The organism is Bradyrhizobium sp. 930_D9_N1_4, from assembly GCF_052076015.1.
Taxonomy (GTDB): domain Bacteria; phylum Pseudomonadota; class Alphaproteobacteria; order Rhizobiales; family Xanthobacteraceae; genus Bradyrhizobium.
Genome location: NZ_CP197236.1, coordinates 4,592,437 through 4,616,904, shown reverse-complemented (window position 1 = coordinate 4,616,904; position 24,468 = coordinate 4,592,437). Strand labels below are relative to the sequence as shown.

The following is a 24,468-nucleotide window of genomic DNA, read 5'->3' as shown; positions in this document are numbered from 1 at the left end:
AGGTTCCGTTCCTGACAACGGGACGGAGCGCGCAATATGGACAACCGACAGGACACCGGCATCGCCATCGAGCTGGCGCTGCTGGTCGCGCTCGCAACGCTCTGGGGCGGCTCCTACACCTTCATCAAGCTCGGCGTTGCCACCATCCCGCCGATCACGCTGATCGCGGCCCGCACCGCGATCGCCGGCCTGCTGCTGCTCGCCGTGATGTGGGCGCGTGGCATCACGATGCCGACGGACGGGGCGACCTGGCAACGCTTCGCCTTCCAGGCCGTGCTCAACAGCGTCATCCCCTGGACGCTGATCGCCTGGGGCGAGCGTCACGTCGATGCCTCGCTCGCCACCATCCTCAACTCGGCCGGGCCGATCTTCACCTTCCTGCTCACGGCCGTCGTCACCCGCCATGAGGCGACGAGCCCGCGAAAGCTGTTTGGCGTGGTCGCGGGCATGGCCGGCATTCTGCTGATCGTCGGCGTCGATGCCTTCCACGACCTTGGCAGCGGCCTTGTCGCTGAAGCCGCGATCGTCGCCGCCACCATCTGTTATGCCTGCGCAGCAATCTTCGGCCGCAGCTTCAAGGGCCTCGATCCGATGGCGCCCGCCGCCGGCTCGCTGCTGGCGGGCGCGGCGGTCCTGATCCCGGCCTCACTGATCGTCGAGCAGCCCTGGACGCTGTCGCCATCGCTGAGCTCGATTCTGGCGCTGCTGGCGCTCGCCGTGTTCTCGACCGCCGCGGCCTTCGCGATCTACTTCCGCCTGATCCAGACCCTGGGCTCGGTCGGCACCACCGCGCAGGCCTATTTGCGGGTGCCCATCGGGGTCGCCATCAGCGTCGCCTTCCTCGGGGAAAGCCTGAGCCGGACGGCCTGGATCGGCCTTGCCTGCGTCGTCCTCGGCGTTGCCGCCATGACCATTCCGGCCCGGCGGGCCGCCAGCGTCAAAACGTCATAATCGGGAGGGGCGGGCGGCCACAATATTAAGGATATCCGGCGGCTTAAGGCATGTTCCCCCGGGGGTGCAATACGTCGTATATTGGGCCTCCACTAGCCCGGTTCCCCAAAGCCAGATGTCCGCCGAATTGACGCCGACCCCTGAGAAAAAGCGAACATTCTCGCTCTCCATCGGCCAGCTCACCTTCGGCAGCTTCCTTCTGGTGCTGGCGGTGATCATCGTCACCTCGACCGCGAGCGTGATCGCGATCCGGCACATCGATACTACCTTCGCAGAATTGCAGCGGCTCCAGAGCGTCGGCGACCTCGCCGAGGACATCGACCGCCGCATGAACGAGCTGCGTCTCGCCGCGCGTGACTTCGTCACCGACCCCGGCGCCGGCATCCAGTTCAAGCAGGTGGGCGAGGCGGCGTCGACCCTGAGCGACATCCTGAAGAAGACCCGTATCGAGCTTGCGCCCGAGCAGCAGGACATGATCGACGGGGTCACCGAGCGCCTCGCGACCTATCGCAACGGCCTCGAGCGGATCTCGACCCTGATCGACCGTCGCGCCCAGCTGCTCGCCGGCCTGCCGCCGTTGCGCGACCGGTTCGACGCGGCCGTCGGCGCCACGGCGGACCGCGAGCTGGCGTCCCGCCTGTCGGAGGCGCAGAGCCGGATCGCGCTTGGATTGCTCGCCCGCAACCCGTCTGCCGCCGAGCAGGCCGCGCAGAACATGCGGACCATGGACATCGCGGACATCAGCCTGAAGACGGCGGTGAACGACTACGCCGAGGCGATCATCGCGGTGGCCGTCCGGGAGCGGCAGATCGCGGACATCGACCGCGAGGTGTTGGGCACCGAAGGCCGGCTGATCGGTCGCGTCACCGAGCTCCTGCGCGAGGTCAGCGCCCGGCGCGGTCATGTGCTGTCGCGCGATTTTGCCCGCACGCTGACGGAGGCGCGGTGGCAGAGCATCGTGCTCGGCTCGATCGGCGTGCTGATCGGCATGGTCGCGGCCGCTTTCGTGGTGCGGCGGACCGTCCGACCGCTCGCGAAGATCGCGCGATCCATTCGCGCGCTCGCAGCGGGCGAGAAGAACACCTCGATCCCGTCGGCCGATCTCGACAACGAGATCGGCGACATCGCGCGTGCGGCCGAAGTGTTCCGCCGCGCGCTGGAGGAGGCGGACACGGCACGCGAGGCGGCGGTGCGCGCGCTCACCGAGCAGCGCCTGGCCGAAGAGAGCTATCGAAAGCTGTTCGAGGGCTCGGTCGACGGCATCTACGTCACGACGCCGGCCGGACACCTGCTCAACGCCAATCCGGCGCTGGCGCGGATGATGGGCTATGACAGCCCCAAGCAGTTGATCGACAGCATCAACGACATCGCCCACACCATCTATGTCCACCCCGAGGCACGGGTCGAATACCAGCGGCTGATGACGCGCGACGGCATCGTGCGCGAGTTCGAGTATCAGGTGCGCCAGCGTAGCGGCAACATCCTGTGGCTCTCCGACAGCGCCACCGGCGTGCGGGACGAGGCCGGCAACATCGTCCGCTACGAGGGGACGCTGCGCGACATCACCGACCAGAAGCGGGCGGAAGATGCCATCGCCGAAGGACGGCGCCTGCTCCAGCAGGTCATCGACACCGTGCCTGCGGTCATCAACGTCAAGGACCGCGACCTGCGCTACGTGCTGATGAATCGCTATATGGCCGGCATCTTCGGCATCGAGCCGGGCGATGCGCTCGGCCGCACCACCGCGGACCTGATGTCGCGCTACGGCGCGGCCAAGACGGATGAGAACGACAAGCGCGTGCTCAGCATCCGCAAGGGGCTCGGCTTCTACGAGGAGGAGTACAAGGATTCCTCCGGCAACATGCGGCAATGGCTGGTCAACAAGCTTCCGCTGCTCGATGCAGAGGGCGAGATCGAGCGGATCGTCACCGTGGCGCTGGACATCGGCGAGCGCAAGCGCGGCGAGCAGGAGATGCGCAAGGCCAAGGAATCCGCCGAGACCGCGCTGCGGAACCTGCGCGAGACCCAGGCCTCGCTGATCGAGGCGGAGAAGCTGGCCGCGCTCGGACGGCTCGTCGCCGGCGTCGCGCACGAGGTCAACAATCCCGTCGGCATCAGCCTGACGGTCGCCTCCGCACTGGAGCGCAAGACCGCGATGTTCACGTCGGAAGTCGAGCGCGGCGAGCTCCGCCGCTCCACGCTCAATGATTTCCTCAGCACCAGCCGCGACGCGTCCTCTCAGCTGGTCTCCAATCTCAATCGTGCTGCCGAGCTGATCCAGTCGTTCAAGCAGGTCGCGGCCGACCGCAATTATTCGGACCAGCGTTCATTCGATCTCGGCGACCTGACCGAGCAGGTGGTGATGAGCCTGCGGCCTGGTTTGCGCAAACACAATCTGACGCTCAATGTCGAGTGCCAGCCGAGCCTGACCATGAACAGCTATCCCGGCCCGTATGGACAGGTGCTGACCAATCTGTTCCTCAATTCGGTGGCGCACGCGTTTCCGGATGGCCGGCCTGGGATCATCGACATCCAGGTGCGCGAGTCCGGCAAGGACAATGTCGAGATCATCTTCGCCGATAACGGATGCGGCATGAGCCTCGACGTTCGCCGCCGCGCCTTCGATCCGTTCTTCACGACACGGCGCGATCAGGGCGGCACCGGTCTGGGTCTGCACATCGTCTACAGCATCGTCACCAACCGGCTCGGCGGACGGCTCGATCTCGATTCCGAGCAGGGCGAGGGGACGCGCATCCAGATCATCCTGCCGCGCACCGCGCCGCTGGAGCAGGCTGCGGAATGACCTAGTCAGCCTCTGCGAGCTTGTGCAGAGTCGCGCCAAAGATCAGGCTGGCCTTGCCGACCAGCGCCGTTCCCGTCATCTCCGCGCTGGTGTCCGTATAGGTCCCGCTGACGCCGATGCCGACCGGGGCGGGACCGCCGAATAGCGGATTGTCATCGCCCCGCGGCGAGGTATGCCGTTGCACGAGCACCTCGCCCTTGAAGGTATGGTCGTCCTTCACGACGTAGCTGCCGGTGTAATAGAGGTAGGCATCGCCGCCGAGGATCTTGCCGTCCCTGAAAAGAATCACGCCACTGCCCTTGCCGACTCGACCATCGAGCAGGTTCACGTGAATCGAATAGAGGCCGTTCTTCATAACGTCCCGAGGCCGGCCGCCATCGCCCAATGGCGTAACCGGTAGTGCTTTTATGCCAAAGCGCATCCGCTCGCGCAACGCGGCAGTTTGCCGGTTGGCCTTGGAAGCCCAAGGTGTCTGTGACACCGCTATGACGGTGTGATTGGGATCAGCCGGCGCGAATCGAAAAGCGCCAGCGAGCCGCTGACTTATGCCGGTCGCGTGACCCGGCCGGGCAGTCCCGTGCCCGGCGTCTCGCCCGATTTCAGCTGAAAGGCCGCGTCAGGTATATTTCTTGTCGCGCTCGAGCAGCTCGATGGAAATGCCCTCGGGGCCGCGGATGAAGCAGATCCGCACGCCGGGCCGGATCGTGGTCGGCTCGCGCGTGAAGGTGACGCCCTTGGCCTTGATCTCGGCGGCGACAGCGTCGATGTCCTTCACCGTGAGCCCGAAATGGTCGAGGCCCTGATGCGGGTGCGGCGGCGGCGGGTTGACGGCGTTGTCGCCCTCGAGCGGCGCGATGAAGATTTTTGCGCCGCCGAGGTTCACGTCGATCCGTCCGGGCGCCTGCACGACCTCGCCGCCGAGGATGTCCCGCAGCCAGGCCGCGGTGGCCTCCGGATCGGGGCTGCGCAGATGGACGTGATCCCAGGTGACGACGACAGGCATTTCATATTCTCCCAACGGGGTCTTTGATGTTGCAGCGCATGTTAGCGGCCTCGGGCCGTGATCGCTACCGTCCTTGCCGACTCGGCATGCGCGCGGGAACCTTAGTTCGTCCGTCGGATTAAGGTAAGCAGTGGCCAAATCCGTCGTCGGCCAAGTCCGCCGTCGAATGCGTGTGGGGCCGCTATCGGTGATGCCATGAACGCGAGGTTTGACCGGATCGGGCTGGGACGTTTCGCCGGGAGCGGCGAGCGACTGGCGCACGCCGTGACGGTCGCGAGCGTCTCATTCGGCCGGAGCGTGCTCTGGTTGCTGGCGGCCATCATCGTCGGTTGCGGCATCTGGATGTTGCTCCCGCTCTCCAAAGGCAACAGCACCGAGCCCGTGAAATCAGACGTGACGACCGACCTGGCGACCGTCGAGCCGGCCGCTTCGAGCGATGCGGCTGCTGCGGTCTCGCCGATGACGCAAATTCCTGCATCAGCTGAACTCGATCGCCTCAAGATCTGGTCGCAGACCTGGCGCCGCGGCGGGCTCGGCTCGAAGGCGCTGGTGACGTTCACGCTGCGAAACGACAATGAATATGCCGTAAAGGATCTGGAAATTGTTTGCGCCTTTGCGCGACGCGATGGCAGTCATCTCACCGACCGCAGCCGTGTGCTGGCCGATACGGTAATGATGAAAAGCCGCAAGACCTTTGCGCGTATTCCTGTCGGCGTCGTCAACGTTAATGCAGATCAGGCGAAGTGTTCGCTGGTCGCAGCACGGCGCGCATAAGGGACGGCGTTTCCGGTAGCGGAAAAGTTACTGTCCGCAGCTCGTCGTGGCCCTTGGCGCAAAAACGTCGCGTTGCCATTTGAACCAAAGGCTGGGTGTAGGAACCAATGAGAGTATCGCCTGTTAAGGCGAAGAGCCCACGCGGGGATGCGGGGGGCGGAGCGCGGTCGATGCCCATCTTTCGGTATTTCGTTTTTGTCGGTGGAGCCTTGCTCGCACTGTTGTTCGCGGCGGGTTACGTTCTGCCATCGCAGCCGGTTGCGCAGGCCATTGCCACCGCAAGCAACGATCAACCCCTGATCCGGATTCGGTCTGATCGCCATTTGCCCGAGCGCGTGGTGCTCGACACCAGCCAGCCGACGATTGCTGCGCCCGTGGTGAAGACCGCAGCGGTCGCGCCGCAGCCGTCGGCACAAGAGGCTGTGTCGCCCGCGCTGGCCGAGATGTCGGCCAAGGCGCGGGTGCGCGAGACCTTTGCCCAGTTCACCCCGGCCCCAAGGGATGCCGCCAGGAAGACCGAGGCCAAGCCGCAGGCCCAGACCCAGGCTCAGGCTCAGCTTCCCCCAACCCCGGCTCCCCAGGCCCAGCCCAAGCGCAAGGTCGCGAGGGCACATCCGGCGCCGCAGCAGGGCCGGCCGATGATGGTGATGGCGCAGCAGCCGCATTTCGGCTTCTTCAACAGCACTTGGTAAGAGCGCCTCCGAACCGTCTCGAATCGAGCCGGGGAGGGCTTTTTATTGGTCAGTCTCTCTGCTAATTCGAACCCATCCGAACGCCGCGTCCGGTGATGGCTCGTCCAGCACTGTCAGGGCCGTTCGGTGAAAGCCCTTGATCGGGGCCAGGGCGCTCGTAGCTCAGCTGGATAGAGCATCGGATTTCGATTCCGAGGGTCGGGAGTTCGAATCTCTCCGAGCGCGCCATTTGTCAGGCCAGAGGCTTGCCCCAAACAATTCCTGTCTACTTGCCCTGGATCTTCAGCCCGTTGGGACCGACATTGATCTGGAGTCCGTCCGGCTGCTTCTTTTCCTGGTAGAGATTGTAGCCGAGCACGGCTGCCGTGACGACCAGAGCGCCGATAATCAGAAACAGGACATTGCGGTTGATGGACATGCTGTTCCCTGAACTCCTTGGCTGATGTCGAGAAAAACCCCGCGTGGATGCGCGGGGCTCTTCGGTGTACCCAGGGTCGCTGGGGCACACCGCTCTCATGTGCCAACGCAGTTCGGTGGAACTTGTTCCCGCTCGTCGGCCGCGGCTTGGAAGCCGCATCGCCGCCAGTAAGTCAGTTCGCTGAAAAGCCGGGGTGCCGGGCGCGGGCCAGCGTGTCCGACGGCGCCTCGTGAAAGGTGGCGCGGTAGGCGGCGGCGAACTCGCCGAGATGATGAAAGCCCTGGGCGCGTGCGCAAGTGGCAACCGTCGTGCCGCCGCCCTTGAGGAGCCGCGCGCGCGTGGCCCACAGGCGCTTCAGGCGGATGTATTGATGCAGGCTCATGCCGCGCACCTTGCTCACCGCACCGCCGAGCGTCCGGACCGAGACGCCGAATTCGCCGGCGAGATCGGCCGTGTAGATCGGCGCGTTCGGATAGGCTGTGACGTAGTCGTCGATCCGCTGCACGAGTCTTGCGGATCGCGCGCCTGCATTCGGGGCGTTGCGTTCCGAGAGCGGGTCGATCTGAAAGAGGTCGTCGAAGGCGAGCAGCAGGCCTTCCTGGAGATGCGCGGCCACCTCCGTGGTTTCGAACATGTGCGGGTCGACCGACGCGGTCCGCAGGATGTCTTGCACGAGCTGACGGGCGTAGAGATGAGCGTCGCGGTCCGCGATGCGAACCCACAAGGAGTCGGCGCGATCGAACCAGCCGCGATCCCTGAGCGCGGGCGAGAACATGATGAGCGCGTGGTAATTGGTCTGATGCTCGACGAAATGGCATTCATGATTGCCGCGCAACGCGATGAAGACGCGCGAGTCCAGATCTATCCCGCTCGAGCTGGCGCGCAGATCGTCGGTCATCGGCAGGATCACCATGCCGCCCGGCGCGCGGTAGGCGCTATCGAGAATGCGTGCAAACGATCTCGCCACGATGATCCGGCATCCCGGCAGGTTTACGATCGCGCGGGCCGCCGCGAAATTGGCGACGTCGAGCGGAATGCTCCGGGCGTCCTCAAGCTGCTCGGCGGGCCGAAACGCGTCGACGTCTGTAAACCGAACCAGCTGAAGTGAGGAGGAGGGGGCGAGGGCGTCGAAAAACATGCGTCCGGCCGAATGCTGCAATGTGACAATAAAATGAATGTCGGTACACGCAATCAATGGCGAAACAGGACGATTCAGTAAACCGGATTCCGGACAGTAGTATTGCGGACATCATGCCAACAATGCCGGGCGGATCGATGTCACCGTCAACGGTCCCGGTTGATCGGTTGGCCGGAGGCGAGGTCGATGAAATGGAGGCGTGTGCAGGCGGGGCAGGCGAAGGACTCGAAGCTGCGACCTTCGGGGCTCTGCTGCTTTTCCAGATGCGTCTGAACATTCATGCCCGTCTGGGGGCATCGAAAAACAATAAAATCCGCCATCGACACAGGATGACCGGATAGCGTCTGGCGTCCTTGATCTGGATCAGTTTTGGAGCTGGTCCAGAGCGGAAGCCATTTCGCAAAAGCGAAGGGGCCCGAAGGCCCCTCCCGAAATCACCAGCGGCGATAACGTGGTCCGTAGACGCGTGGGCCATAGTAGCGCGGCGCATAATATCGGGGTCCGTAATACGGCCGCGGCGCGTAATACCCATAATAGTTCGGGCGCCAGAAACAGCGTCCCCAGGCGTCGCAGACCATGCGAACCTGCTCGACGTCGGAAATCTGCGGTGTCGCAGGTGCGGGTGCGATGGGCATGGCGGACGCCGCCGGCGATGCCATGATGGCACCGAACAGGGATGCGGCGACGAGGCCAGTCTTGAGCTTCATGATGTCTTCCTCCGCTGACGCGATACAGGATATCGAAGTTGTTCTGATCAAATTGTGGCGGAACCAAAATGTAATGCTGATGAACAAATCTTCAGCCAGTCCGCCGCAGGCCTGACCGCTCACGCCGCCAGACTAGCGCAGCTTCGTCCGCGTGACCAATGCTGCATCTGCGCTGATGATGCTCCGCACGACATCGCCACGATGCTTGATCCTGCGCAATTTGCCTGCGCAGCTTCGTCCTAGTCTTGCGCTGTGGCTGGCCTTTCGAGGAATTCGAAGAGCGGGCTCGCGAAGTTGCTTGGAGCTGTGCAATGGACAAGATGAGACTGGACAAGGGTGACTGGCTGGTGGTCTGCGACGGGCGCAAGGCGCTCATTCTGGAGAACCTCGGCGACGAGATGTTTCCGAACCTCCACACAAAGGAGGTGCACGAGCAGCCCAATCCTCCGACCGGCGCACAAGGGACCGATGCGCCGGGCCGGCTGCATGCTGCCGCAGGCGGTGCGCGCAGCTCGGTCGAGCAGACAGATTGGCACGATGGTGCCGAGCGCGCCTTCCTGCGCAACCTGGCCGGCCGGCTCGATGCCGCCGTTAGCGCGGGCGAGACCTCGGCCCTGACCATGGTGGCCTCACCGCGTGCGCTCGGCATGATCCGCGCCGATTATTCGAACGGGGTTCGCAAGGCGCTGCAAGCCGAGGTCGGCAAAGACCTCGTCAAGCTGCCGGTCCACGAAATCGAGAAGCAATTGCTGATGTCAGGCGCCGCCGGATAGCGACGCGCGCAGCTGGCGCCCCGGGGACGCGGTAGTGCCCCTCAGTAGCAGGGGTGCCGGCGGCGGTCCTGGCCGACATAGGCGGCGGCGCTCCGGTAGCAATGGTTGGTCGACGGGCCGTCGTAAAAGGCAAAGGTGCCGGGGGTGATGCCGGGGCCGTAATTGTGGACGTAGCTGATCGGGTAGGGCAGCGGGTTGGTGTAGCGGTGGTACCGATGATGCCCCCGTGCCTCCGCGAGGCTGGGGGCTAGGATTGCGGCCGACAGGGCAGCAACCGCGGCTACAAGCTTCAATTTGCTCATCTCGATTCTCCGGAACCCGCACGATTAGGTCAGCCATCTATAGCCAGTTCGGGCCGCCGGGGCACCCGTCCGGCGTCCCGAAAACGGAGCTGATCCCGCAGATTCCCGGGTGGGTGTGACAGAATTGCCCAAAGGCCCGTCCGGGGCTGCCCATTTTTGGCCTTTTCGAGATGCTTAACGAATTCCCCACACAAGTATGACCAAAGAGAATTGAGCTAAGAATCCCGTCGCCGGCCCTTTGGGGGTCCTTCGAGTCGGTCCATTTCTGAAGGCTTCGCCGTCACGCCATCATGCGCATCACGCTTCTGAGCCTGCTGTTGCTCTGCCTCGCCGCCGCCACGCCCGCGCGCGCCGAGCTGCACATCACCCGTGACCACGGTGGTTATGTCGAGGAGTACAAGACCAAGTACAAGCGCGTCCGCGAGAAGGGCGAGCGGGTCATCATCGACGGCATCTGCAACTCGGCGTGCACCCTGGTTCTCGGCATCGTGCCGATGAACAAGATCTGTGTGACGCCGCGCGCCAGCCTCGGCTTTCACCAAGCCTATTACGACAAGGCTTTCACCTTCGGCATCAAGGTCACCAGCACGGAGGGGACCTCCGACCTGATGGCTTACTACCCCGACAAGGTGAAGGACTGGATCCGCCGCAATGGCGGGCTCACCACCGACATGAAGAAGATCAAGAATGGTGTCGAGCTCTGGAAGATCGTCGACCCCTGTCCGGAAGAATGGTGAGCGGTTGAGCTGAGCCGCCGCCCTTCGCAGCGCAGCACCGCCGGGGCAAAGTTCGCCGAAATTCGCATTGCCGCATGGCCCCCGGGTGGGGCAATGAGGGCGGCAATGAACCACAATCAAGAAGCCCTGGCCGCCCGCGCCGCGCCGATCCTGTTCGTGCTGCTCTGGAGCACCGGGTTCATCGGCACCAAATACGTCATCAACAACGCCGATCCCCTGACCTATCTCGCCATCCGCATGGCGATCGTGGTCGGCCTGATGGCGATCATCGCCGCGATTGCGCGGCCGAAATGGCCGGACCGTATCGGCATCGCGCACAGCGCGGTCGCCGGCATTCTCGTCCACGGCTTCTATCTCGGCGGCACCGCGATCGCGATCGCGCATTCGATTCCGGCCGGGCTCTCGGCCCTCATTCCGGGGCTTCAGCCGATCCTGACCTCGACCATCGCCAACCGCTGGCTCGGCGAGAAGGTGACGCCGGTGCAATGGGCAGGGCTCCTGCTTGGCCTCGGCGGCGTGGTGCTGATTCTGCACGGCCGTCCCATGACCGGCGAAGCCGGGCTCGGCTGGCTCGCCTCGGTGGTCTCGCTGATCTCGATCACGCTCGGAACGCTCTATCAGCGGCGCTACTGCAACCACATCGACTGGCGTGCCGGCAATCTGGTGCAATACGTCGCCGTCACGATCTTCTTTGCGATTGGCGCCTTCCTGTTCGAGGATCGCGTGGTGCACTGGACGCAGGAGTTCGTGCTCGCACTCGCCTGGCTCGCCGTGGCGCTCTCGATCGGATCAATCGGGCTGCTCTACTGGCTGATCCGCAACGCCGCGGCAACCTCGGTCGCCAGCCTGTTCTATCTGGTGCCGGCGGTCACCGCGCTGATGGCCTATCTGCTGTTCGGGGAAAAACTCGATGCGCTGGCGATTGCCGGCATGGCGATGTGCGCGGCGGCGGTGTTCGTGGTCAACCGGCGCTTCTAGCAGACAGAAGGCCGCACCGAGGGAATACATCCCTGGCGTGTACGGCGCGTCGTGTTAGGCTGGCCGCATTTTCAGCCTCCCTTTCACACGGTGATTTCGATGAAGAAGGCGCGACGCGCATTACTCGGCAGATCCCTGAAGCCGGTCCGGATTGCCTGCATCAACTACGCGGAAGAGATGATGAGCGACCGGATGATGGGAAGGCTCACCGCCGCGCTCCAGAAATGCTACGACGAGCATTTCCTGCCGGTGTGGGGCTATCCCGTCGATCTCGACGTCACCCGCAAGCCGAAGCCGACCGACTGGCAGTTGGTCTACTTCGACGATGCTACCCACAAGAACTTCCTCGGGCGGCACGAGCTGACGCATCGGGGACAGCCGATCTCGAAAATATTCCTCAAGGCGCTGGGCGAGGATGATCCGGTCAGCCTGGCGGCCTCGCACGAGCTGTTCGAGATGGTGCTCGATCCCATGGCCAATCTGTGGGCCGACAAGACCCGGCACACCCAATACGCTTACGAGGTCTGCGACGCCGTGGAGGAGCAGGCTTTCCTCGTCAACGGCTTTCCGATGTCGAATTTCGTCTATCCGTCCTGGTTCGAGCCGTTCAAGCATCCCCGCGGCACCAAGTTCGACCACATGGGATCGCTGAAGGAGCCGTTCTCCATGACCGAGGGCGGCTACGTCATCAAGAAGGTCAACGGCAGGAGACTGATCAAGGCGTTCGGATCGCCGGAGAAGCGTCGGCGCTTCAAGGCCGAGGACCGGCGCGGCCATCGCAGCGAATTCCGCGATCCGCAAGGCGAGCATCATGCCATCCGGCGCGCGGCCAAGCCGCGAGGGTAGGGCGCGGGAGCAGTCTCCGGGCGCGTCTGCACCCGGAGACCTGGGCGTTGCGATCAGCGCTTGGCCTTCTTGGCCTTCTTTTTCGACTTGGCGGCTTTCCTGGTCGCTTTCTTGGCGGCCTTCTTCGCAGATTTCTTGGTCGCCTTCTTTGCGGGTTTCTTGGCCGCTTTCTTCGACGACTTCTTTGCAGCCTTCTTCGAAGACTTCTTGGCGGCTTTCTTCTTCGCAGCCTTCTTCGGCGTGACCTTCTTCGCGACCTTCTTGGCGGCTTTCTTCACCTTCTGGACGGCGGTGACAGCGGCTTCCTTGGTCGCTTCCACGGCACTGGTGATCGTCTCCATCGCCTGTTCAGTGATCGGCTTCTCGTCGTCCATATCGTCCCCCACGGTTTGTATGGCGCGATGACGATAGCGCGTTTCATAATTGTGTCAAAGCAACGCTCAACCTTTGCGAATCTTTGCGTAGGCAGCGAGCGCGCGCTCGCGTCCTTTGGCGTGATCGACGATCGGCTGCGGATAGGTCTTGCCGAGCGTGACGCCGGCACTCGCAAGCTCGATCGGCGTTGCCTGCCAGGGTTGGTGGATCAACTTTGCCGGCACATCCTTCAGCTCCGGCACCCAGCGTCGGACATAGGTTCCATCCGGATCGAACTTCTCGCCCTGGAGCGTGGGGTTGAACACGCGGAAATAGGGCGCAGCGTCGGCGCCGCAGCCTGCGACCCATTGCCAATTGGCGGGATTGCTGCCGGCGTCGGCATCGACCAGCGTGTCCCAGAACCAGCTCTCGCCGTCGCGCCAGTCGATCAGGAGGTGCTTGACCAGGAAGGATGCCACCACCATCCGGACCCGGTTGTGCATGACGCCGGTGTGCCAGAGCTCGCGCAGGCCGGCATCGACGATGGGATAGCCGGTGCGGCCGCCCTGCCAGGCGGCGAGCGCTGTCCTGTCGCCCTTCCAGGAGAAGCCGTCGAAATTGGCTTGCAGGTTTTCGCTGGCAAGGTCGGGGTGATCGTGGAGGAGGTGACGGCAGAACTCGCGCCAGCCGAGCTCGCTCAGGAACTTTTCGACACCGGAGCCGATCGCGGGATTTTCCGCCGCGGCGAACCGCGCGGCGTGCCAGACTTGGCGCGGGCTGAGCTCGCCGAATCTCAGGTGGGGCGACAGGCCTGAGGTGCCCTCGCGGTCCGGACGGTCGCGATCGCCGACATAACCCCGCGCGATGTGTTTGAGGAAGTTTCGCAGGCGCACGCGGGCCGAGGCTTCGCCCGGCGTCCAGGTCTCGCGCAGGCCGCTCGCCCAGTCCGGCCTGGTCGGCTCGAGCTTCCAGCTCTCCAGCGTGTCGCTGGCGATCTTCGGCGCCGGACGCAGCTCCTTTGGTGCGGGCAGCGGCTTGGGCGGATCGCCGAGCGCCAGCACCCGCCGCCAGAACGGCGTGAACACGCGCAAGCCGCGGCCTTCCTTGTTGCGGATCGTCGGGGGCGGGACCAGCAGATCGCCGGGAAAACTTTGCGAGTCCACGCCGAGCTTTAACAGCGCCGCTTCGAGCTGTTTCTCGACCGCCTGATGTGCCGCCTGCGCGATCCCGTTCCAGTAGACGGCGGCGGCTCCGCTCTCCCGCGCCACGCCGGCGATGACCTTGGCGGCCGGTCCCTTGCGCAGGATCAGCGAGCCGCCGCGCGTGGCGATGTCGGCGCCCAGCGCCCGCAGCGACTGTGCCAGCCACCAGCGCGCCGCGCCGCCTGGCGCGCGCCCGGCCGCATCATCCAGCACATGGAGGCAGATCACCGGCGCGCCGGATTTCGCGGCGGCATGAAGGGCGGGGTGATCGGACAGGCGGAGGTCGTCGCGGAACCAGACGATGATGGGGGGAGTGCTTGGCGGGGTCAGGAGGGCCTCGTTTACACTTTGGAAACCATGCCGCGTGCGGCGCTATGAACCGTCGTTAATGGGCCCGTAAGCCGATTGCATGAATATGCAGGAATTACGGGGGTAGTTCCATTCATGATCAACCTTTCAACGGCGAAATTCCTGCCGCAATTCAAGCTGGGCACCAAGGCCGTCCTGTGCGCCGTGCTGCTGATCGCCATGAATACGGCGCTCGTGGTTGGCGCCGGATACTGGTCGCTCACCTCTGCTTTCAACGATCGCGCGCTTCGCGACATCGAGGTCAGCTTGCGCACGCTGGCGCTGGCCTTCGCCGAGGTCGTTCCCGACGCCAAGATCACGATGAAGGATGGCGCGGTGGCGCGCGCCGAGATCCCCAGGATGCCGGATTTCAAGGACCATGCGATCGTCGATCGCATGGTGTCCTATGTCGGGGGCAACGCGACCCTGTTCGTGTTCGACGATGCGAGCGGGCAGTTCGTGCGTCGCTCGACCAATGTGAAAAAGGAAAACGGCGACCGCGCCGTCGGCACCCAGCTTGCCGCCGATCATCCGGCCCAGGCCAGCCTTCGCCGTGGCGAGGCCTATAAGGGTCCGGCCACCCTGTTCGGCAAATCCTTCATGACCGCCTATTTCCCGGTCGCGGATGCGGCGGGCAAGGTCATCGGCATCCTCTATGTCGGCATCCCCATGGCGCAGTACGAGAGCATGCTGTCGCAGGCGATCGAGAGCATGGCGATAGCCGCCGGCATCGCCGCGCTGCTGGTTCTGGTCCTTACCCTGCTGGTCGTCCGCCGTATTACCAAGCCGCTCACCTCGGTCACGCGTTCGCTGACCGCGCTGGCCGAAGGCCAGAGCGACGTCGAGATCGATTGCGAGGATCGTGCCGACGAGATCGGCGAGATCGCCCGCACGGTTGCGGTGTTTAAGAGCAATTCGCTGGAGCGGGCACGCCTGCGCAGCGAGCAGACTGCGGCCACGTCTGCCGCGGCGGAGCAGCGCAAGGCGGAGTTGCGCAACTTCGTCGAGGAGTTCCGCGGCAGCGTCGGCGGCATCCTAGACAAGGTGCTGAACTCCTCCGGCGAGTTCGAGCGGGTGGCGCGGCAACTCACGGACACCGCACGCTCCACCGCCGATCTGTCGGCGCAGTCGGCCGGCGCCTCCGAGAACGCCTCCGAGCATGTGCGTTCGGCCGCCTCGGCCTCCGACGAGCTGTCGCAGTCGATCTCCGAGATCACCCGCCGGGTGCAGGAATCCAACGAGATCTCGGCCGAGGCCGTGCGGCAGGCCGAAGCCACCGACCAGCGCATGACGCAGCTCTCCGAGGCGGGCGCGCGCATCGGCGACGTCGTCAAGCTGATCACCTCGATCGCCGAGCAGACCAATTTGCTGGCGCTCAACGCCACCATCGAGGCGGCGCGTGCGGGCGATGCGGGCCGCGGCTTCGCCGTGGTGGCTCAGGAGGTCAAGACGCTTGCCGGCCAGACCGCCAAGGCGACCGACGAGATCTCGAACCAGATTGAGAGCATGCAGCTTGCGACCGAGGAATCGGTTGCGGCCATCAAGGCGATCGGCCAGACCATCGAGCGCATCAGCGGCATCGCCGGCTCGATCTCGAGCGCGGTCGAGCAGCAGAGGAGCGCCACCCACAACATCGCGGCCAGCGTTCGCGCTGCGGCCTCGGGCACTGCCGATGTTGCGACGAACGTCCGCCACGCCGCCAAGGGCGCCAGCGAGACGGGTGAGACCTCGAGCCGGATGTTTGCCTCCGCCCAGGCGCTGTCAGGCGAGAGCCTGCTTCTGAAGGCCGAGGTCGACGGTTTCCTGGATCGCGTGCACGCGGCCTGAGGCTCCAACGTCGTCATTTCCGGGCGATGCTGATGCATCGCCCGAATGACTGTTGGTTATTTCGGCTGCGGAACGATGCGGATGTAGGGCTTCGGTTCCTTCCAGCCCTGCGGGTAGATCGTCTTGGCTTCGTCGTTCGAGACGGAGCCCGCGATGATCACGTCGTCGCCCTGCGACCAGTCTGCCGGCGTCGCGACGCGATGCTTGGCGGTGAGCTGGAGCGAGTCGATCACGCGCAGGATCTCCTGGAAGTTCCGGCCCGTGGTCATCGGATAGACCAGCACCAGCTTGATCTTCTTGTCCGGCCCGATGACGAAGACGTTGCGGACCGTTTGGTTGTCGGCGGCGGTGCGGGTGAGGGGATCGCCCGAGATCGCGGCCGGCAGCATCTCGTAGAGCTTCGAGACGTTGTAGTCGGTGTCGCCGATCAGCGGATAGTTCGGAGCAGTGCCTTGCGTCTCCTTGATGTCCTCGGCCCATTTGGCGTGGCGGTCGATCGGGTCGACCGAGAGGCCGATCAGCTTGACGCCGCGCTTGTCGAATTCCGGCTTCAACCTGGCGAGAGCGCCGAGCTCGGTGGTGCAAACCGGCGTGAAGTCCTTGGGGTGCGAGAACAGCAGCGCCCAGCTGCTGCCGATCCAGTCGTGGAACTTGATTTTTCCTTCGGTGGTCTCGGCTTCGAAGTCGGGGGCGGTGGCGCCGATCGGAAGTGTCATGGTTCTACCTCATCGCACTGAATCTATTTGAGAACTAGTCTCTGGCCGTCGGCTTTAGTATAAGCGCTTGGTGCACTTAAGTGAACGCTGACTGAACCGCTTCAAGTAAAATGTGAATTCCTTCCCTGAAGCGCCGATCTCCTAGCACTTTTTTGTTACAGCCGCGCCTGCGGCGAAACATCCCCACCGGAGCTTCACGGGCTCGATTGCCGCGATAAAGCCTTTTATGACTTCCATCACGCACGCCCTGCGCTTGCTAGAACCAAAACGGTCCTGACAGCGACCAATTGGCAACCATCTCAAAAAGTCGCGTTCGCCGTATCGAATCATTAACCACCCCTTTACGCCGGCATGAAAATGCTGGTCGATCAGAAGAAATCTGGAAGTGAACTATGTCCGCCGCTGCGCCTAAATCTGCTGACCAGCCGTCCCTCGAACCGTCCTGCCGCAATACCTCGGCCCACGCACTGACCATCGTGCGCGACGGTGTGATCACGGGCGAAGGCCCGACCACCAAGGGCCGCGTCCATTTTTCCCGTTCGCTCGATGCCGATGACACCGCCTGGTGCACGCGCATCCTCACCGCCACCGCCGTCAACGACCAGCCGGTCAGCCGCGCGGAAGCTGAGGCACTGTTCGAGATCAACGAAGCCGGGACCGAGCGCACCGATGGTGGCCGGTTCGACGATTTGCTTGCCAAGGCCGTGGCCCACTATGCCGCGAGCGCCTCTGGCCTGAAGGTGCCCCCGCGCAGCGTCGCGCTGTCGGCCGACACCGATATCGAGAACTGGGCGCCGTCCTACGCCTCCAAGGTCAACAGCGAGATGCTGGAGTGGATCGCCGGCCAGATGCGCGGCAAGCGCCAGAACAACCGTCGCCTGATGGCATTGGTGGCGACCTTCCTGGGCGCCACCGCGCTGCCTCTGGCGGGCCAATTGCCGAACGTGTTCGACATTGGGATGTAAGGTTTTGGGCATGTAACGCCCGAGATATTCTCGCGCCCCTTGCGGGGCGCGAGCCGAAAGCGGCGGGGTTATTTCCCCGCCGTTTTTTGTTTGCCGGCGTCCGGTTCGAGGCCGAGCGTGCGGCCGGGGAAGCCGGCGGCGTCGAAGTAACGCTGGCTGCCGACGCGCTGGACGTTGAGCACGGTCTCCAGACCACTCTCTGACTTCTTCTTCGACCTTTCCACAGCCTTGTAGGCCTTGGGCACGATGCCGTTGGGCAGCGCCTCCGACATCACGCGGCCGACCAGGCCACCGTTCTGCGAACCGCGCAGGCCGAGCAACTGGGCCGCGGTCATGCCGACGTCGGCATTGCTGACCGGGATTTCGCTGACATAGCCGGCTTTGAAGTCCGGGCCGATGGCGGCCATGAAGTTCATGGTGTCGCCACGGCTGAAGCTGCCGTGCATGCCCTGGCCCTGACGCAGCACGGTGTCGGCGACCTGCACCGAGCAGTTGGTCGGCGCCTCGCCGCAATCGCTGGCATAGGAGCGGAAATTGACGACGATCGACGGCGTTGGCGTCGCCGACTTGCCGCGCAGATTGATGCTCGACAGCGGCAGCGTACCGGGGAAGCGGCCGAGAGAATCGTCGACGAACAGGCCGGAGACGTAGTCCTGCTCGAGCAGCGCCTTGACGGTCCTGGCTGCCAGCTTCTTGTCCTTGTTCGGCAGGTAGACCAGGTCCGAGCCGCCATTGGTGGCGACGACGAGATCGGGTTTCTCCGGATCCTTGCCGAGCACGCCATTGCCGGCCTTGGGATGCTTGTTGCCTTCGACCTTCGCGTTCTTGTCGTTGGGGTCGAACAGCGGCAGGTCGAGCGCCTTGGCGAGGTCGATCGCCAGGAAGCCCATCGGCAGGAAGTCCTTCGGCGTGTCGTCATAGCTGAGCTTGGCCGAGGGGCTGGTCTTGCTTTCCTTGGAAATGGTCGAGAAGCCGTGGTCGGCCTGGACCATGATGTTGGTATTCGCGGCGAGGCCGAGTTCGTCCAGCGCCTTGCGGAGCTGGGCGAGGTTGTCGTCGGCGTTCTTGATGCCGGCCATCGAGGTCGGCCCGTTGATGCCGGGCTTGATCTGGTTGAGGCTGTCGCCGGTGTTGTGCTGGCTGCCATCGGGATCGCGCGACCAGAACACCAGCACGAAGGGCTTGTTGCGCGCCTTGAACATCGGCAGCACCACCTTGGCGGCGACGTCGGCGAAATAGGCCTGCTGCGCGACGTTGGCGACGACAGTGCCGGGCGTCTTGGCATCGCCTGCCTTGGAGTTGTCGCCGCGCGGCGGCGTGGCGAGGGGCAGGCCGGCCTTGGTCAGCGCCGCCTTCACCTCGTCCGACAGCGCCACGCCGTTCTTGCCGCCGGTGGAATCGTCGAACACGACCGAATGCAGACCCGGCCTTTCGGGCTTGTCGGTGTGGTCGAACTGGTAGGTCGGGCCGACCTTGCCGATCGCCGCCGTGCTCAGGCCCTTGTCGCGGGCCATCTTCAGGATGGTTTCTTCGTTGAGGTAGTCGCCCTTGAAATGCTCGTCGATGTCGCCGAGCACGGCGTCGTTCTCGATGAAGGGGACCACGGTGTCGCCGGCCGGGACCGAGGTGTAGTTGGTCCAGATCGTGTTGGAGAACACGCCGGTGTCGCCGAGATAGTGACCGGTGGACATCGCCGAGCCATTGGCCATGGTGAATGTCGGGAAGAGGGAGTGCGGGTTCTTGAAATTGACGCCCTTGTCGCGAACCGCGGCCATTGCGGGGGCCGTCTCCGGCGTCACCTTCAGCGCGCGCAGGCCGTCCGGAATGAACAGGATCAGGTTGCGGGGTGTGTTGTTCTCGGCAGAGGCAAATCCGGTGGACAGCACTGTCAGTCCGGCTGACAGCAACACCAGTGAACGGCGCATCAAGATCTCCTAGCGGTGAGGCGGCTTGGCCGCCAACCGCGGCCCCCGGCAATCGTTTAGTTTTGCTGTATGACAGTTTTGTTACAAGAGCGGAGGGGCACGCAAGAGGATTGGGGGAGGGCTTTGTTTTCACGGACAAGTCATTGCGGGCGCAACTCGTCGCGATGAAGCACAGTCGGCGGCATCAACCGGTCTCGTGTCCCGGACGCGCTGCAACGCGCAAGCGTTGCTGCGCAGAGCCGGGACCCAGCGGGCTCCGCACTCGCTGAAGCATGGGCCCCGGCTCTGCAGCGCATCACACCGGACGATGCTTCGCATCGCCGGGAGTGCTGCGCAGCGTCCGGGGCACGAGAGCGTTGGTGGATTGCTGACATGGGATCGCTTCCTCGCGGCTCATCTCGCCCGAGCTTTGCTTCGTCGCGTCACCCCCCATTGAAAGAGGGCGCAGGGAAGACCGGGAGCCCGCTGGCACCCGAGGTCCACTGTGCGAAGTTGTGGTGAGAAATTTGCACAGTGGCATACAGGTGTAGCCAGGACATCCCGGCCTTCCCTGCGCAGTGGTTGGAACGGCGTATGTCGTGCTCTCCCCGGGGAGCGATGCACTATTGCCCCCGTCGCCTTGCAGATAACTGACGCGAAGACCCGGTTGGGCCAGACACATCACCGCAAGACTTGGCGCACAGACCCCGGGCGCCAGGACCACACGATTTGGCCGTACGCCGATCACACCGGTCGTGTGCGCGACGGCCTCGCTCACGGTTGCCCGCCCTGCGAAACCCTTCGCGCCGATGTCATCGGCGTCCACCGCCGTCCAGCCCGCGTTCGTGACGATCGCGATACGCCCCTCTTCCTTGGGCCGGAGCGGGAATTGTCTAACAAAAATCCGAATTCGAATAAAGAGAATTATTTTGGATGCCCTCTCTTGACCCCGCCCTGGGTGTTTTGCCCGACGGGCTGCGCAGGGGTTGTGGCGTCATTCCGGCGCGGTCGGCACAAGCGGATCTTGCGCCAGCACCTGTGCCGGCTTGACCGTCGCCGGGCTGGCTCCGCTTCTGGTCAGGGCGCGCCGCAGCGCAAGCGGTGCGGCCTTGAGCGCATAGATGATTGCGATCTGCGTCCTGTTCTGGAGGCGGTATTTGCGCATGATGTTGCCGATATGCGCCCGCACCGTGTTCTCCGAGATCTTGAGCTCGTAGGCGATGTTCTTGTTCTGTAGTCCTCGCGCGATCAGCATCATCAGCTCACGCTCGCGCGGTGTCGGTGTGATCGAATCCTGCGAATCCGGACTCATTACTGGCTCCTCCCTGGTCTTCGGTCTGACATTGCCGACCCACGCATCGTCTCACTCCGTCTTGAGCGCCTCGATCGGGCTCAGCCTGGACGCCTTGTGAGCGGGGTAGAACCCGAAGACGAGACCGGTCGCGATCGAAAAGGCGAGGGCAAGACCGATCGCCTGGCCGTCGATCGAGGTGATCCATCCCGCCATGCGGGCGACCGTCATCGACAGCGTGATGCCGCCGGCAACGCCGATGGCCCCGCCGAGCAGGCAGAGCACCAGCGCTTCGCAGAGAAACTGGAGGCGAATGTCCCGCATCCTGCCGCCGAGCGCGCGGCGGATGCCGATCTCCCGCGTCCGTTCGGTGACCGAGACGATCATGACGTTCATGATGCTGATGCCGCCGACGAGCAGGGAGACCGAGGCAATGGCGACGAGCAGCAGCGCGACGGTACGGATCGCACCCTGCTGGGCCTCCATCGCGGCGGCCGGATCCTGGACCTTGAAATCGTCCTCCTGGCCGGCGGGAACACGGTGACGCTGCCGCAGCAGGCCTTCGATCTCCGACCGCGCGCCCGCCATCTGTCCGTCAGCGGCCACCTTGGCGATGATATAGGCGACCGAATCCCGGTTGATGTTGCTCGCACTGCCGAGGAAGCGCAGCTTGGCCGTGGTGAGCGGCACGAAGGCGACGTCGTCCTGTGCCGGTCCCTTGCGATCGAGCACGCCGACCACTTCGAGCGGCACCTTCATGATCCTGATCTGCGCCCCGATCGGATCGTCGCCGGGCGCGAAGAGCTCGCGCGCGACCGTGCTTCCAAGGATCACGACCTTGCCGGCGGCGGCTTCCTCGGCGCCGGAGAAATAGCGGCCGGAGGAGAGCTGCCAGTCACGGACCATGAAGTGTCCGGTCGTCGTGCCGTTGATGGTCGTGTTCCAGTTCTTGCTTTCGTGGATGATTTGCGCGGTTCCGGCGATCGAGCCGGCCGCGGCCTGGACTTCCGGGATCTGCTCGAGGATCGCCTGCACGTCGCTCTCGGTCATCGTCAGCTTGCTGCCGTCCTTGAGACGCACGCCGCCCTGGTAGACCGCGCCGGGCGTGATCATCAGCACGTTGGCGCCGATCGAGCGGATCTGTTCCTGGAGGCGAAGCTGCGCGCCGGATCCGATCGCAAACACCGTCACGATCGAGGCGACGCCGATCACGATGCCGAGCATGGTGAGGAAGCTGCGCAGCGGATTGAGGCGCAAGGCATGCAAGGCGATCTGAAAGCCCTGGAGCATCGTCATGGCGCAAGACTCCGTTCCGGCAGGGGCGGAGCAGCCGTCTCGTCGCCGACGAGCTCGCCATCGTGCAGGCGGATGGTGCGCCGGCACTGGCTCGCGATGGCGGGGTCATGGGTGATCATCACGATGGTCTGGCCGGTGCGGTTGAGCGCGGCGAACAGCGCCAGGATCTCGGTTCCGGTGCGGCTGTCGAGCGCGCCGGTCGGCTCGTCGGCGAGCACGATCAGCGGCGAGGCGATCAGCGCGCGCGCGATCGCGACGCGCTGCTGTTCGCCGCCCGAGAGCTGCCGTGGAAAATGATGAGCCCGGTGCAGCATGCCGACCGCTTCCAGGCTCTGCTCGGCGCGTGCCAGCCGTTCCTTGCGGCTGACGCCGCCATAGACCAGCGGCAACGCGACGTTCTCGATGGCGTTGTGGCGGGCGAGCAGGTTATAGGACTGAAACACGAAGCCGATGCTGCGGGCGCGCAAGGACGACCGGCGATCTTCGGGGAGATCCGCGACATTGGCCCCTTCGAGATAGACCGCGCCTTCGTTCGGCAAATCGAGCAGCCCGATCATGTTCATCAGCGTCGACTTGCCGGAGCCTGACGGTCCCATCACCGCAACGATCTCGCCTGGCATGATGTCGAAGCTGACATTGCGCACCGCCGTCACCGCGACACCGTCGGAGCGATAGGTCCTCGAGACCGACTGGAGGCTGATGAGGGGCAAGGAAGCGGTCAGGGAAGCCGTCATGATCCGAACCTGATTCCGAGGAACTCGGTACCCGCCGGACGGATTGCCTGGCCGACGGCGACCTGGCTGCCTTCGACGAGGTCGCCGCTGCTGAGCGCGACCTGTTCGGTGCCGGCCGCACCGACTGTCACGGCAACGCGCTGGAGTGAGCCATTGGCGCTGCGCACCCACACGCCGCTGCGTGCAGTGGCATCCGGCCGCGTGCCGGAGGGCTGGAAGCGCAGCGCGGCAAGCGGCACTTTCAGGACGTCGTCCTGCCGCTCGATCACGATCTTCACCAGGGCGGTCATGCCGGGCAGCAGCGCGCCGTCGAGATTGGAGGTCGCCAGCACGACGGTGTAGGTGACGACATGCTGCTGGTTCTGCGGAGCCTTGCGCACCTGCCGCACCGCCGCCTCGAAGCGGCGGTCGGGATAGGCATCCACCGTGAAATGGGCGCGCTGGCCGGGGGCGATGCGCCCGATATCGGCTTCGTCGACCTGGGCGTGGATCTCCATGTCCTCCAGGCGTCGCGCGACCACGAAGGTGGTGCGCGATTCCAGGCCCACGGCGAGGGTCTGGCCCTCGTTGACGAACCTGCCGACGATGACGCCGTCGATCGGCGAACGGATCACGGTGCGGTCGAGATCGGCCTGCGCTGCGGCGAGCACGGCCGCCTTCTCCGGGACCGCCATTTTCGCCTGTTGCAATTCTGCCTCGATCCGGCGGACGTCGGCTTGCGCACCATCCACGGAAAAGGCATTGAGGGCCATCATGATCTCAGCCTCGCGCTCCTGGGCGAGGCGCGCCGTGAACTCGGTCTGGGCATCGTCAACCGTCGAGGTCGCCACCACGTTTTGCGACTGGAGCGCCAGTTTCCGCTGCAACGTCTTCTGCGCCGAGTTCTTGACCGCCTGGGCGCTCTCCAGCTTGGCCGCGAGCACATCCCGGCTGCCCCTGGCGTTCTGGAGATCGATCCTGGCGCGATCGAGCCTGGCGCGCGCGACATCAACCAGTGAGTTGGCGACAGCGAGGGAAGCCTTGGCTTCGTCGACCTTGGCGGCAAAGCTGCGCGGATCGATCAGGGCGAGCGGCTGGTCCTTGCTGACGGTGTCGTTGAAATCGACATAGACGCGGGCGAGCTGTCCGGACAGCTGGGAACCCACCTCGATCGTCTTGACCGGTTGCAGGGCGCCGGTGACCGTCACGGTCTGCTCGATGCTGCCGCGTTGAATCGCGGCATAGCGAAACAAGGGTGCATCCGATCCAAAGGTCGGAGCGTCCCGTCCGGGGGGCGCGAGGAGCTTCCTCGTCGATTGATAGGCGCGAGCCGCGCCGTCCGCGGCGTGTCCGGCAGCGCTGGTGATGGTGTCCGCCCCCGCACCGTAGATCGCGGCGAGGCCACACGCAGTTCCGATCAAGGCAATAACTGGCACAAATCGCATATCAAAAGCCCGCCCTTCTGAAATGACTTTGCTGGCGGAGAGGTCGTTGGTCGCGCTATAGTTGTATTTCGTCGAAACTGATATCGAGCTATCGGCCTTATGTCGCCGTTCTCGGGGCGACGGTCGGGCGCGTTCGATGATCCAGAAGTAAAGTCTGCGGCTGCGACTTTTCGTGATTTGCGCCGAACGCATACCCGGCGTATTCAAAACGACGCGCGCGGTATCAAGACTCGATAGCCGACTGAACGTCCCGTCAGGTTTTCAGGTGACAGGCGTTCGATTGGC

Annotated in this window: 25 protein-coding genes and 1 tRNA gene; 12 read left to right on the top strand and 14 right to left on the bottom strand. The window is 64.4% G+C overall.

Going from position 1 to position 24,468, the window contains the following annotated elements; all coding sequences use genetic code 11:
• The first annotated feature begins 36 nt into the window (after positions 1 to 36).
• Together AB7532_RS21885 and AB7532_RS21880 are read left to right on the top strand one after the other, a co-directional pair.
• Positions 37 to 951, top strand: coding sequence for a DMT family transporter (locus AB7532_RS21885; protein ID WP_441236796.1), 915 nt, complete (start codon positions 37 to 39; stop codon positions 949 to 951).
• 115 nt (positions 952 to 1,066) lie between these two features.
• Complete coding sequence (locus tag AB7532_RS21880) at positions 1,067 to 3,754, top strand: PAS domain S-box protein (protein WP_441236795.1); 2,688 nt, start codon at positions 1,067 to 1,069, stop codon at positions 3,752 to 3,754.
• A gap of 1 nt (position 3,755) precedes the next feature.
• On the opposite strand, the gene AB7532_RS21875 is transcribed toward AB7532_RS21880, so the two are convergent.
• Entirely contained in the window at positions 3,756 to 4,109 is a 354-nt protein-coding gene (locus AB7532_RS21875) for a GrlR family regulatory protein (RefSeq protein ID WP_441236794.1), read from the bottom strand.
• Positions 4,110 to 4,370: 261 nt separating this feature from the next.
• On the bottom strand, positions 4,371 to 4,757 hold the full coding sequence (locus AB7532_RS21870) for a VOC family protein (RefSeq protein ID WP_441236793.1): 387 nt from the start codon (positions 4,755 to 4,757) through the stop codon (positions 4,371 to 4,373).
• Between the two features lie 195 nt (positions 4,758 to 4,952).
• Between AB7532_RS21870 and AB7532_RS21865 the strand changes: the two genes are divergently transcribed.
• From AB7532_RS21865 to AB7532_RS21855, 3 genes are all read left to right on the top strand, one after another.
• Positions 4,953 to 5,531, top strand: a complete 579-nt coding sequence (locus tag AB7532_RS21865; protein ID WP_441236792.1) for a hypothetical protein — start codon at positions 4,953 to 4,955, stop codon at positions 5,529 to 5,531.
• Between the two features lie 170 nt (positions 5,532 to 5,701).
• On the top strand, positions 5,702 to 6,223 hold the full coding sequence (locus tag AB7532_RS21860; RefSeq protein ID WP_441236791.1) for a hypothetical protein: 522 nt from the start codon (positions 5,702 to 5,704) through the stop codon (positions 6,221 to 6,223).
• Between the two features lie 151 nt (positions 6,224 to 6,374).
• Positions 6,375 to 6,451 (top strand) — tRNA-Arg (locus AB7532_RS21855).
• Between the two features lie 37 nt (positions 6,452 to 6,488).
• Here AB7532_RS21855 and AB7532_RS21850 read toward each other — a convergent pair.
• Both AB7532_RS21850 and AB7532_RS21845 read right to left on the bottom strand, forming a co-directional pair.
• A complete protein-coding gene (locus AB7532_RS21850; protein WP_441236790.1) occupies positions 6,489 to 6,641 on the bottom strand; it encodes a hypothetical protein in 153 nt (50 codons plus the stop codon).
• A gap of 172 nt (positions 6,642 to 6,813) precedes the next feature.
• On the bottom strand, positions 6,814 to 7,779 hold the full coding sequence (locus AB7532_RS21845; protein ID WP_441236789.1) for a helix-turn-helix domain-containing protein: 966 nt from the start codon (positions 7,777 to 7,779) through the stop codon (positions 6,814 to 6,816).
• A 56-nt stretch (positions 7,780 to 7,835) separates the two neighbouring features.
• Here AB7532_RS21845 and AB7532_RS21840 point away from each other — a divergent pair, with 56 nt between their 5' ends.
• On the top strand, positions 7,836 to 8,120 hold the full coding sequence (locus AB7532_RS21840) for a hypothetical protein (RefSeq protein WP_441239425.1): 285 nt from the start codon (positions 7,836 to 7,838) through the stop codon (positions 8,118 to 8,120).
• Positions 8,121 to 8,213: 93 nt separating this feature from the next.
• Here the strand turns inward: AB7532_RS21840 and AB7532_RS21835 are convergent, their stop codons facing one another.
• Positions 8,214 to 8,486: a hypothetical protein gene (locus tag AB7532_RS21835; protein ID WP_441236788.1), complete on the bottom strand. Its 273-nt coding sequence runs from the start codon at positions 8,484 to 8,486 to the stop codon at positions 8,214 to 8,216.
• Between the two features lie 311 nt (positions 8,487 to 8,797).
• On the opposite strand from AB7532_RS21835, the gene AB7532_RS21830 reads away from it, so the two are divergent.
• Positions 8,798 to 9,259, top strand: a complete 462-nt coding sequence (locus AB7532_RS21830) for a baeRF12 domain-containing protein (RefSeq protein ID WP_441236787.1) — start codon at positions 8,798 to 8,800, stop codon at positions 9,257 to 9,259.
• Between the two features lie 41 nt (positions 9,260 to 9,300).
• Here AB7532_RS21830 and AB7532_RS21825 read toward each other — a convergent pair whose 3' ends face one another.
• The gene (locus AB7532_RS21825; protein ID WP_441236786.1) at positions 9,301 to 9,561 is read right to left on the bottom strand and encodes a hypothetical protein; all 261 of its coding nucleotides are present in this window, start codon (positions 9,559 to 9,561) and stop codon (positions 9,301 to 9,303) included.
• A 290-nt stretch (positions 9,562 to 9,851) separates the two neighbouring features.
• On the opposite strand from AB7532_RS21825, the gene AB7532_RS21820 reads away from it, so the two are divergent.
• From AB7532_RS21820 to AB7532_RS21810, 3 genes are all read left to right on the top strand, one after another.
• Positions 9,852 to 10,298, top strand: coding sequence for a hypothetical protein (locus AB7532_RS21820; protein ID WP_441236785.1), 447 nt, complete (start codon positions 9,852 to 9,854; stop codon positions 10,296 to 10,298).
• A 105-nt stretch (positions 10,299 to 10,403) separates the two neighbouring features.
• Positions 10,404 to 11,276 carry a DMT family transporter gene (locus AB7532_RS21815; protein ID WP_441236784.1) on the top strand — a complete coding sequence of 291 codons (873 nt, stop codon included), beginning with the start codon at positions 10,404 to 10,406 and terminating at the stop codon, positions 11,274 to 11,276.
• Positions 11,277 to 11,375: 99 nt separating this feature from the next.
• Positions 11,376 to 12,122 (top strand): hypothetical protein, encoded by a 747-nt coding sequence (locus AB7532_RS21810; RefSeq protein ID WP_441236783.1) that lies wholly within the window; start codon positions 11,376 to 11,378, stop codon positions 12,120 to 12,122.
• Between the two features lie 53 nt (positions 12,123 to 12,175).
• Here AB7532_RS21810 and AB7532_RS21805 read toward each other — a convergent pair whose 3' ends face one another.
• Positions 12,176 to 12,496 carry a histone gene (locus tag AB7532_RS21805; protein ID WP_441236782.1) on the bottom strand — a complete coding sequence of 107 codons (321 nt, stop codon included), beginning with the start codon at positions 12,494 to 12,496 and terminating at the stop codon, positions 12,176 to 12,178.
• Between the two features lie 66 nt (positions 12,497 to 12,562).
• Complete coding sequence (locus AB7532_RS21800; protein WP_441239333.1) at positions 12,563 to 14,008, bottom strand: cryptochrome/photolyase family protein; 1,446 nt, start codon at positions 14,006 to 14,008, stop codon at positions 12,563 to 12,565.
• Positions 14,009 to 14,122: 114 nt separating this feature from the next.
• Here AB7532_RS21800 and AB7532_RS21795 point away from each other — a divergent pair, with 114 nt between their 5' ends.
• Positions 14,123 to 15,853: a methyl-accepting chemotaxis protein gene (locus AB7532_RS21795; protein WP_441236781.1), complete on the top strand. Its 1,731-nt coding sequence runs from the start codon at positions 14,123 to 14,125 to the stop codon at positions 15,851 to 15,853.
• Between the two features lie 56 nt (positions 15,854 to 15,909).
• Here the strand turns inward: AB7532_RS21795 and AB7532_RS21790 are convergent, their stop codons facing one another.
• Positions 15,910 to 16,569: a peroxiredoxin gene (locus AB7532_RS21790; protein WP_441236780.1), complete on the bottom strand. Its 660-nt coding sequence runs from the start codon at positions 16,567 to 16,569 to the stop codon at positions 15,910 to 15,912.
• Positions 16,570 to 16,961: 392 nt separating this feature from the next.
• On the opposite strand from AB7532_RS21790, the gene AB7532_RS21785 reads away from it, so the two are divergent.
• A complete protein-coding gene (locus AB7532_RS21785) occupies positions 16,962 to 17,534 on the top strand; it encodes a hypothetical protein (protein ID WP_441236779.1) in 573 nt (190 codons plus the stop codon).
• A gap of 68 nt (positions 17,535 to 17,602) precedes the next feature.
• Here the strand turns inward: AB7532_RS21785 and AB7532_RS21780 are convergent, their stop codons facing one another.
• From AB7532_RS21780 to AB7532_RS21760, 5 genes are all read right to left on the bottom strand, one after another.
• Positions 17,603 to 19,459 (bottom strand): alkaline phosphatase family protein, encoded by a 1,857-nt coding sequence (locus AB7532_RS21780; protein WP_441236778.1) that lies wholly within the window; start codon positions 19,457 to 19,459, stop codon positions 17,603 to 17,605.
• A gap of 973 nt (positions 19,460 to 20,432) precedes the next feature.
• A complete protein-coding gene (locus AB7532_RS21775) occupies positions 20,433 to 20,750 on the bottom strand; it encodes a response regulator transcription factor (RefSeq protein WP_441236777.1) in 318 nt (105 codons plus the stop codon).
• Positions 20,751 to 20,801: 51 nt separating this feature from the next.
• Positions 20,802 to 22,025, bottom strand: a complete 1,224-nt coding sequence (locus AB7532_RS21770; RefSeq protein WP_441236776.1) for an ABC transporter permease — start codon at positions 22,023 to 22,025, stop codon at positions 20,802 to 20,804.
• Positions 22,022 to 22,747 (bottom strand): ABC transporter ATP-binding protein, encoded by a 726-nt coding sequence (locus AB7532_RS21765; protein WP_441239332.1) that lies wholly within the window; start codon positions 22,745 to 22,747, stop codon positions 22,022 to 22,024. The genes AB7532_RS21770 and AB7532_RS21765 overlap by 4 nt, the downstream gene beginning before the upstream one ends.
• Before the next feature lie 8 nt (positions 22,748 to 22,755).
• Positions 22,756 to 24,183 carry an efflux RND transporter periplasmic adaptor subunit gene (locus AB7532_RS21760; RefSeq protein ID WP_441236775.1) on the bottom strand — a complete coding sequence of 476 codons (1,428 nt, stop codon included), beginning with the start codon at positions 24,181 to 24,183 and terminating at the stop codon, positions 22,756 to 22,758.
• Between the last annotated feature and the right edge of the window lie 285 nt (positions 24,184 to 24,468).

Bases quoted from the DNA above. Each gene is read 5' to 3' on its own strand.
- AB7532_RS21885 (WP_441236796.1), top strand. From the start codon at position 37: ATGGACAACCGACAGGACACCGGCATCGCCATCGAGCTGGCGCTGCTG.
- AB7532_RS21880 (WP_441236795.1), top strand. From the start codon at position 1,067: ATGTCCGCCGAATTGACGCCGACCCCTGAGAAAAAGCGAACATTCTCG.
- AB7532_RS21875 (WP_441236794.1), bottom strand. From the start codon at position 4,109: ATGAAGAACGGCCTCTATTCGATTCACGTGAACCTGCTCGATGGTCGA.
- AB7532_RS21870 (WP_441236793.1), bottom strand. From the start codon at position 4,757: ATGCCTGTCGTCGTCACCTGGGATCACGTCCATCTGCGCAGCCCCGAT.
- AB7532_RS21865 (WP_441236792.1), top strand. From the start codon at position 4,953: ATGAACGCGAGGTTTGACCGGATCGGGCTGGGACGTTTCGCCGGGAGC.
- AB7532_RS21860 (WP_441236791.1), top strand. From the start codon at position 5,702: ATGCCCATCTTTCGGTATTTCGTTTTTGTCGGTGGAGCCTTGCTCGCA.
- AB7532_RS21850 (WP_441236790.1), bottom strand. From the start codon at position 6,641: ATGTCCATCAACCGCAATGTCCTGTTTCTGATTATCGGCGCTCTGGTC.
- AB7532_RS21845 (WP_441236789.1), bottom strand. From the start codon at position 7,779: ATGTTTTTCGACGCCCTCGCCCCCTCCTCCTCACTTCAGCTGGTTCGG.
- AB7532_RS21840 (WP_441239425.1), top strand. From the start codon at position 7,836: ATGGCGAAACAGGACGATTCAGTAAACCGGATTCCGGACAGTAGTATT.
- AB7532_RS21835 (WP_441236788.1), bottom strand. From the start codon at position 8,486: ATGAAGCTCAAGACTGGCCTCGTCGCCGCATCCCTGTTCGGTGCCATC.
- AB7532_RS21830 (WP_441236787.1), top strand. From the start codon at position 8,798: ATGGACAAGATGAGACTGGACAAGGGTGACTGGCTGGTGGTCTGCGAC.
- AB7532_RS21825 (WP_441236786.1), bottom strand. From the start codon at position 9,561: ATGAGCAAATTGAAGCTTGTAGCCGCGGTTGCTGCCCTGTCGGCCGCA.
- AB7532_RS21820 (WP_441236785.1), top strand. From the start codon at position 9,852: ATGCGCATCACGCTTCTGAGCCTGCTGTTGCTCTGCCTCGCCGCCGCC.
- AB7532_RS21815 (WP_441236784.1), top strand. From the start codon at position 10,404: ATGAACCACAATCAAGAAGCCCTGGCCGCCCGCGCCGCGCCGATCCTG.
- AB7532_RS21810 (WP_441236783.1), top strand. From the start codon at position 11,376: ATGAAGAAGGCGCGACGCGCATTACTCGGCAGATCCCTGAAGCCGGTC.
- AB7532_RS21805 (WP_441236782.1), bottom strand. From the start codon at position 12,496: ATGGACGACGAGAAGCCGATCACTGAACAGGCGATGGAGACGATCACC.
- AB7532_RS21795 (WP_441236781.1), top strand. From the start codon at position 14,123: ATGATCAACCTTTCAACGGCGAAATTCCTGCCGCAATTCAAGCTGGGC.
- AB7532_RS21790 (WP_441236780.1), bottom strand. From the start codon at position 16,569: ATGACACTTCCGATCGGCGCCACCGCCCCCGACTTCGAAGCCGAGACC.
- AB7532_RS21785 (WP_441236779.1), top strand. From the start codon at position 16,962: ATGTCCGCCGCTGCGCCTAAATCTGCTGACCAGCCGTCCCTCGAACCG.
- AB7532_RS21780 (WP_441236778.1), bottom strand. From the start codon at position 19,459: ATGCGCCGTTCACTGGTGTTGCTGTCAGCCGGACTGACAGTGCTGTCC.
- AB7532_RS21775 (WP_441236777.1), bottom strand. From the start codon at position 20,750: ATGAGTCCGGATTCGCAGGATTCGATCACACCGACACCGCGCGAGCGT.
- AB7532_RS21770 (WP_441236776.1), bottom strand. From the start codon at position 22,025: ATGACGATGCTCCAGGGCTTTCAGATCGCCTTGCATGCCTTGCGCCTC.
- AB7532_RS21760 (WP_441236775.1), bottom strand. From the start codon at position 24,183: ATGCGATTTGTGCCAGTTATTGCCTTGATCGGAACTGCGTGTGGCCTC.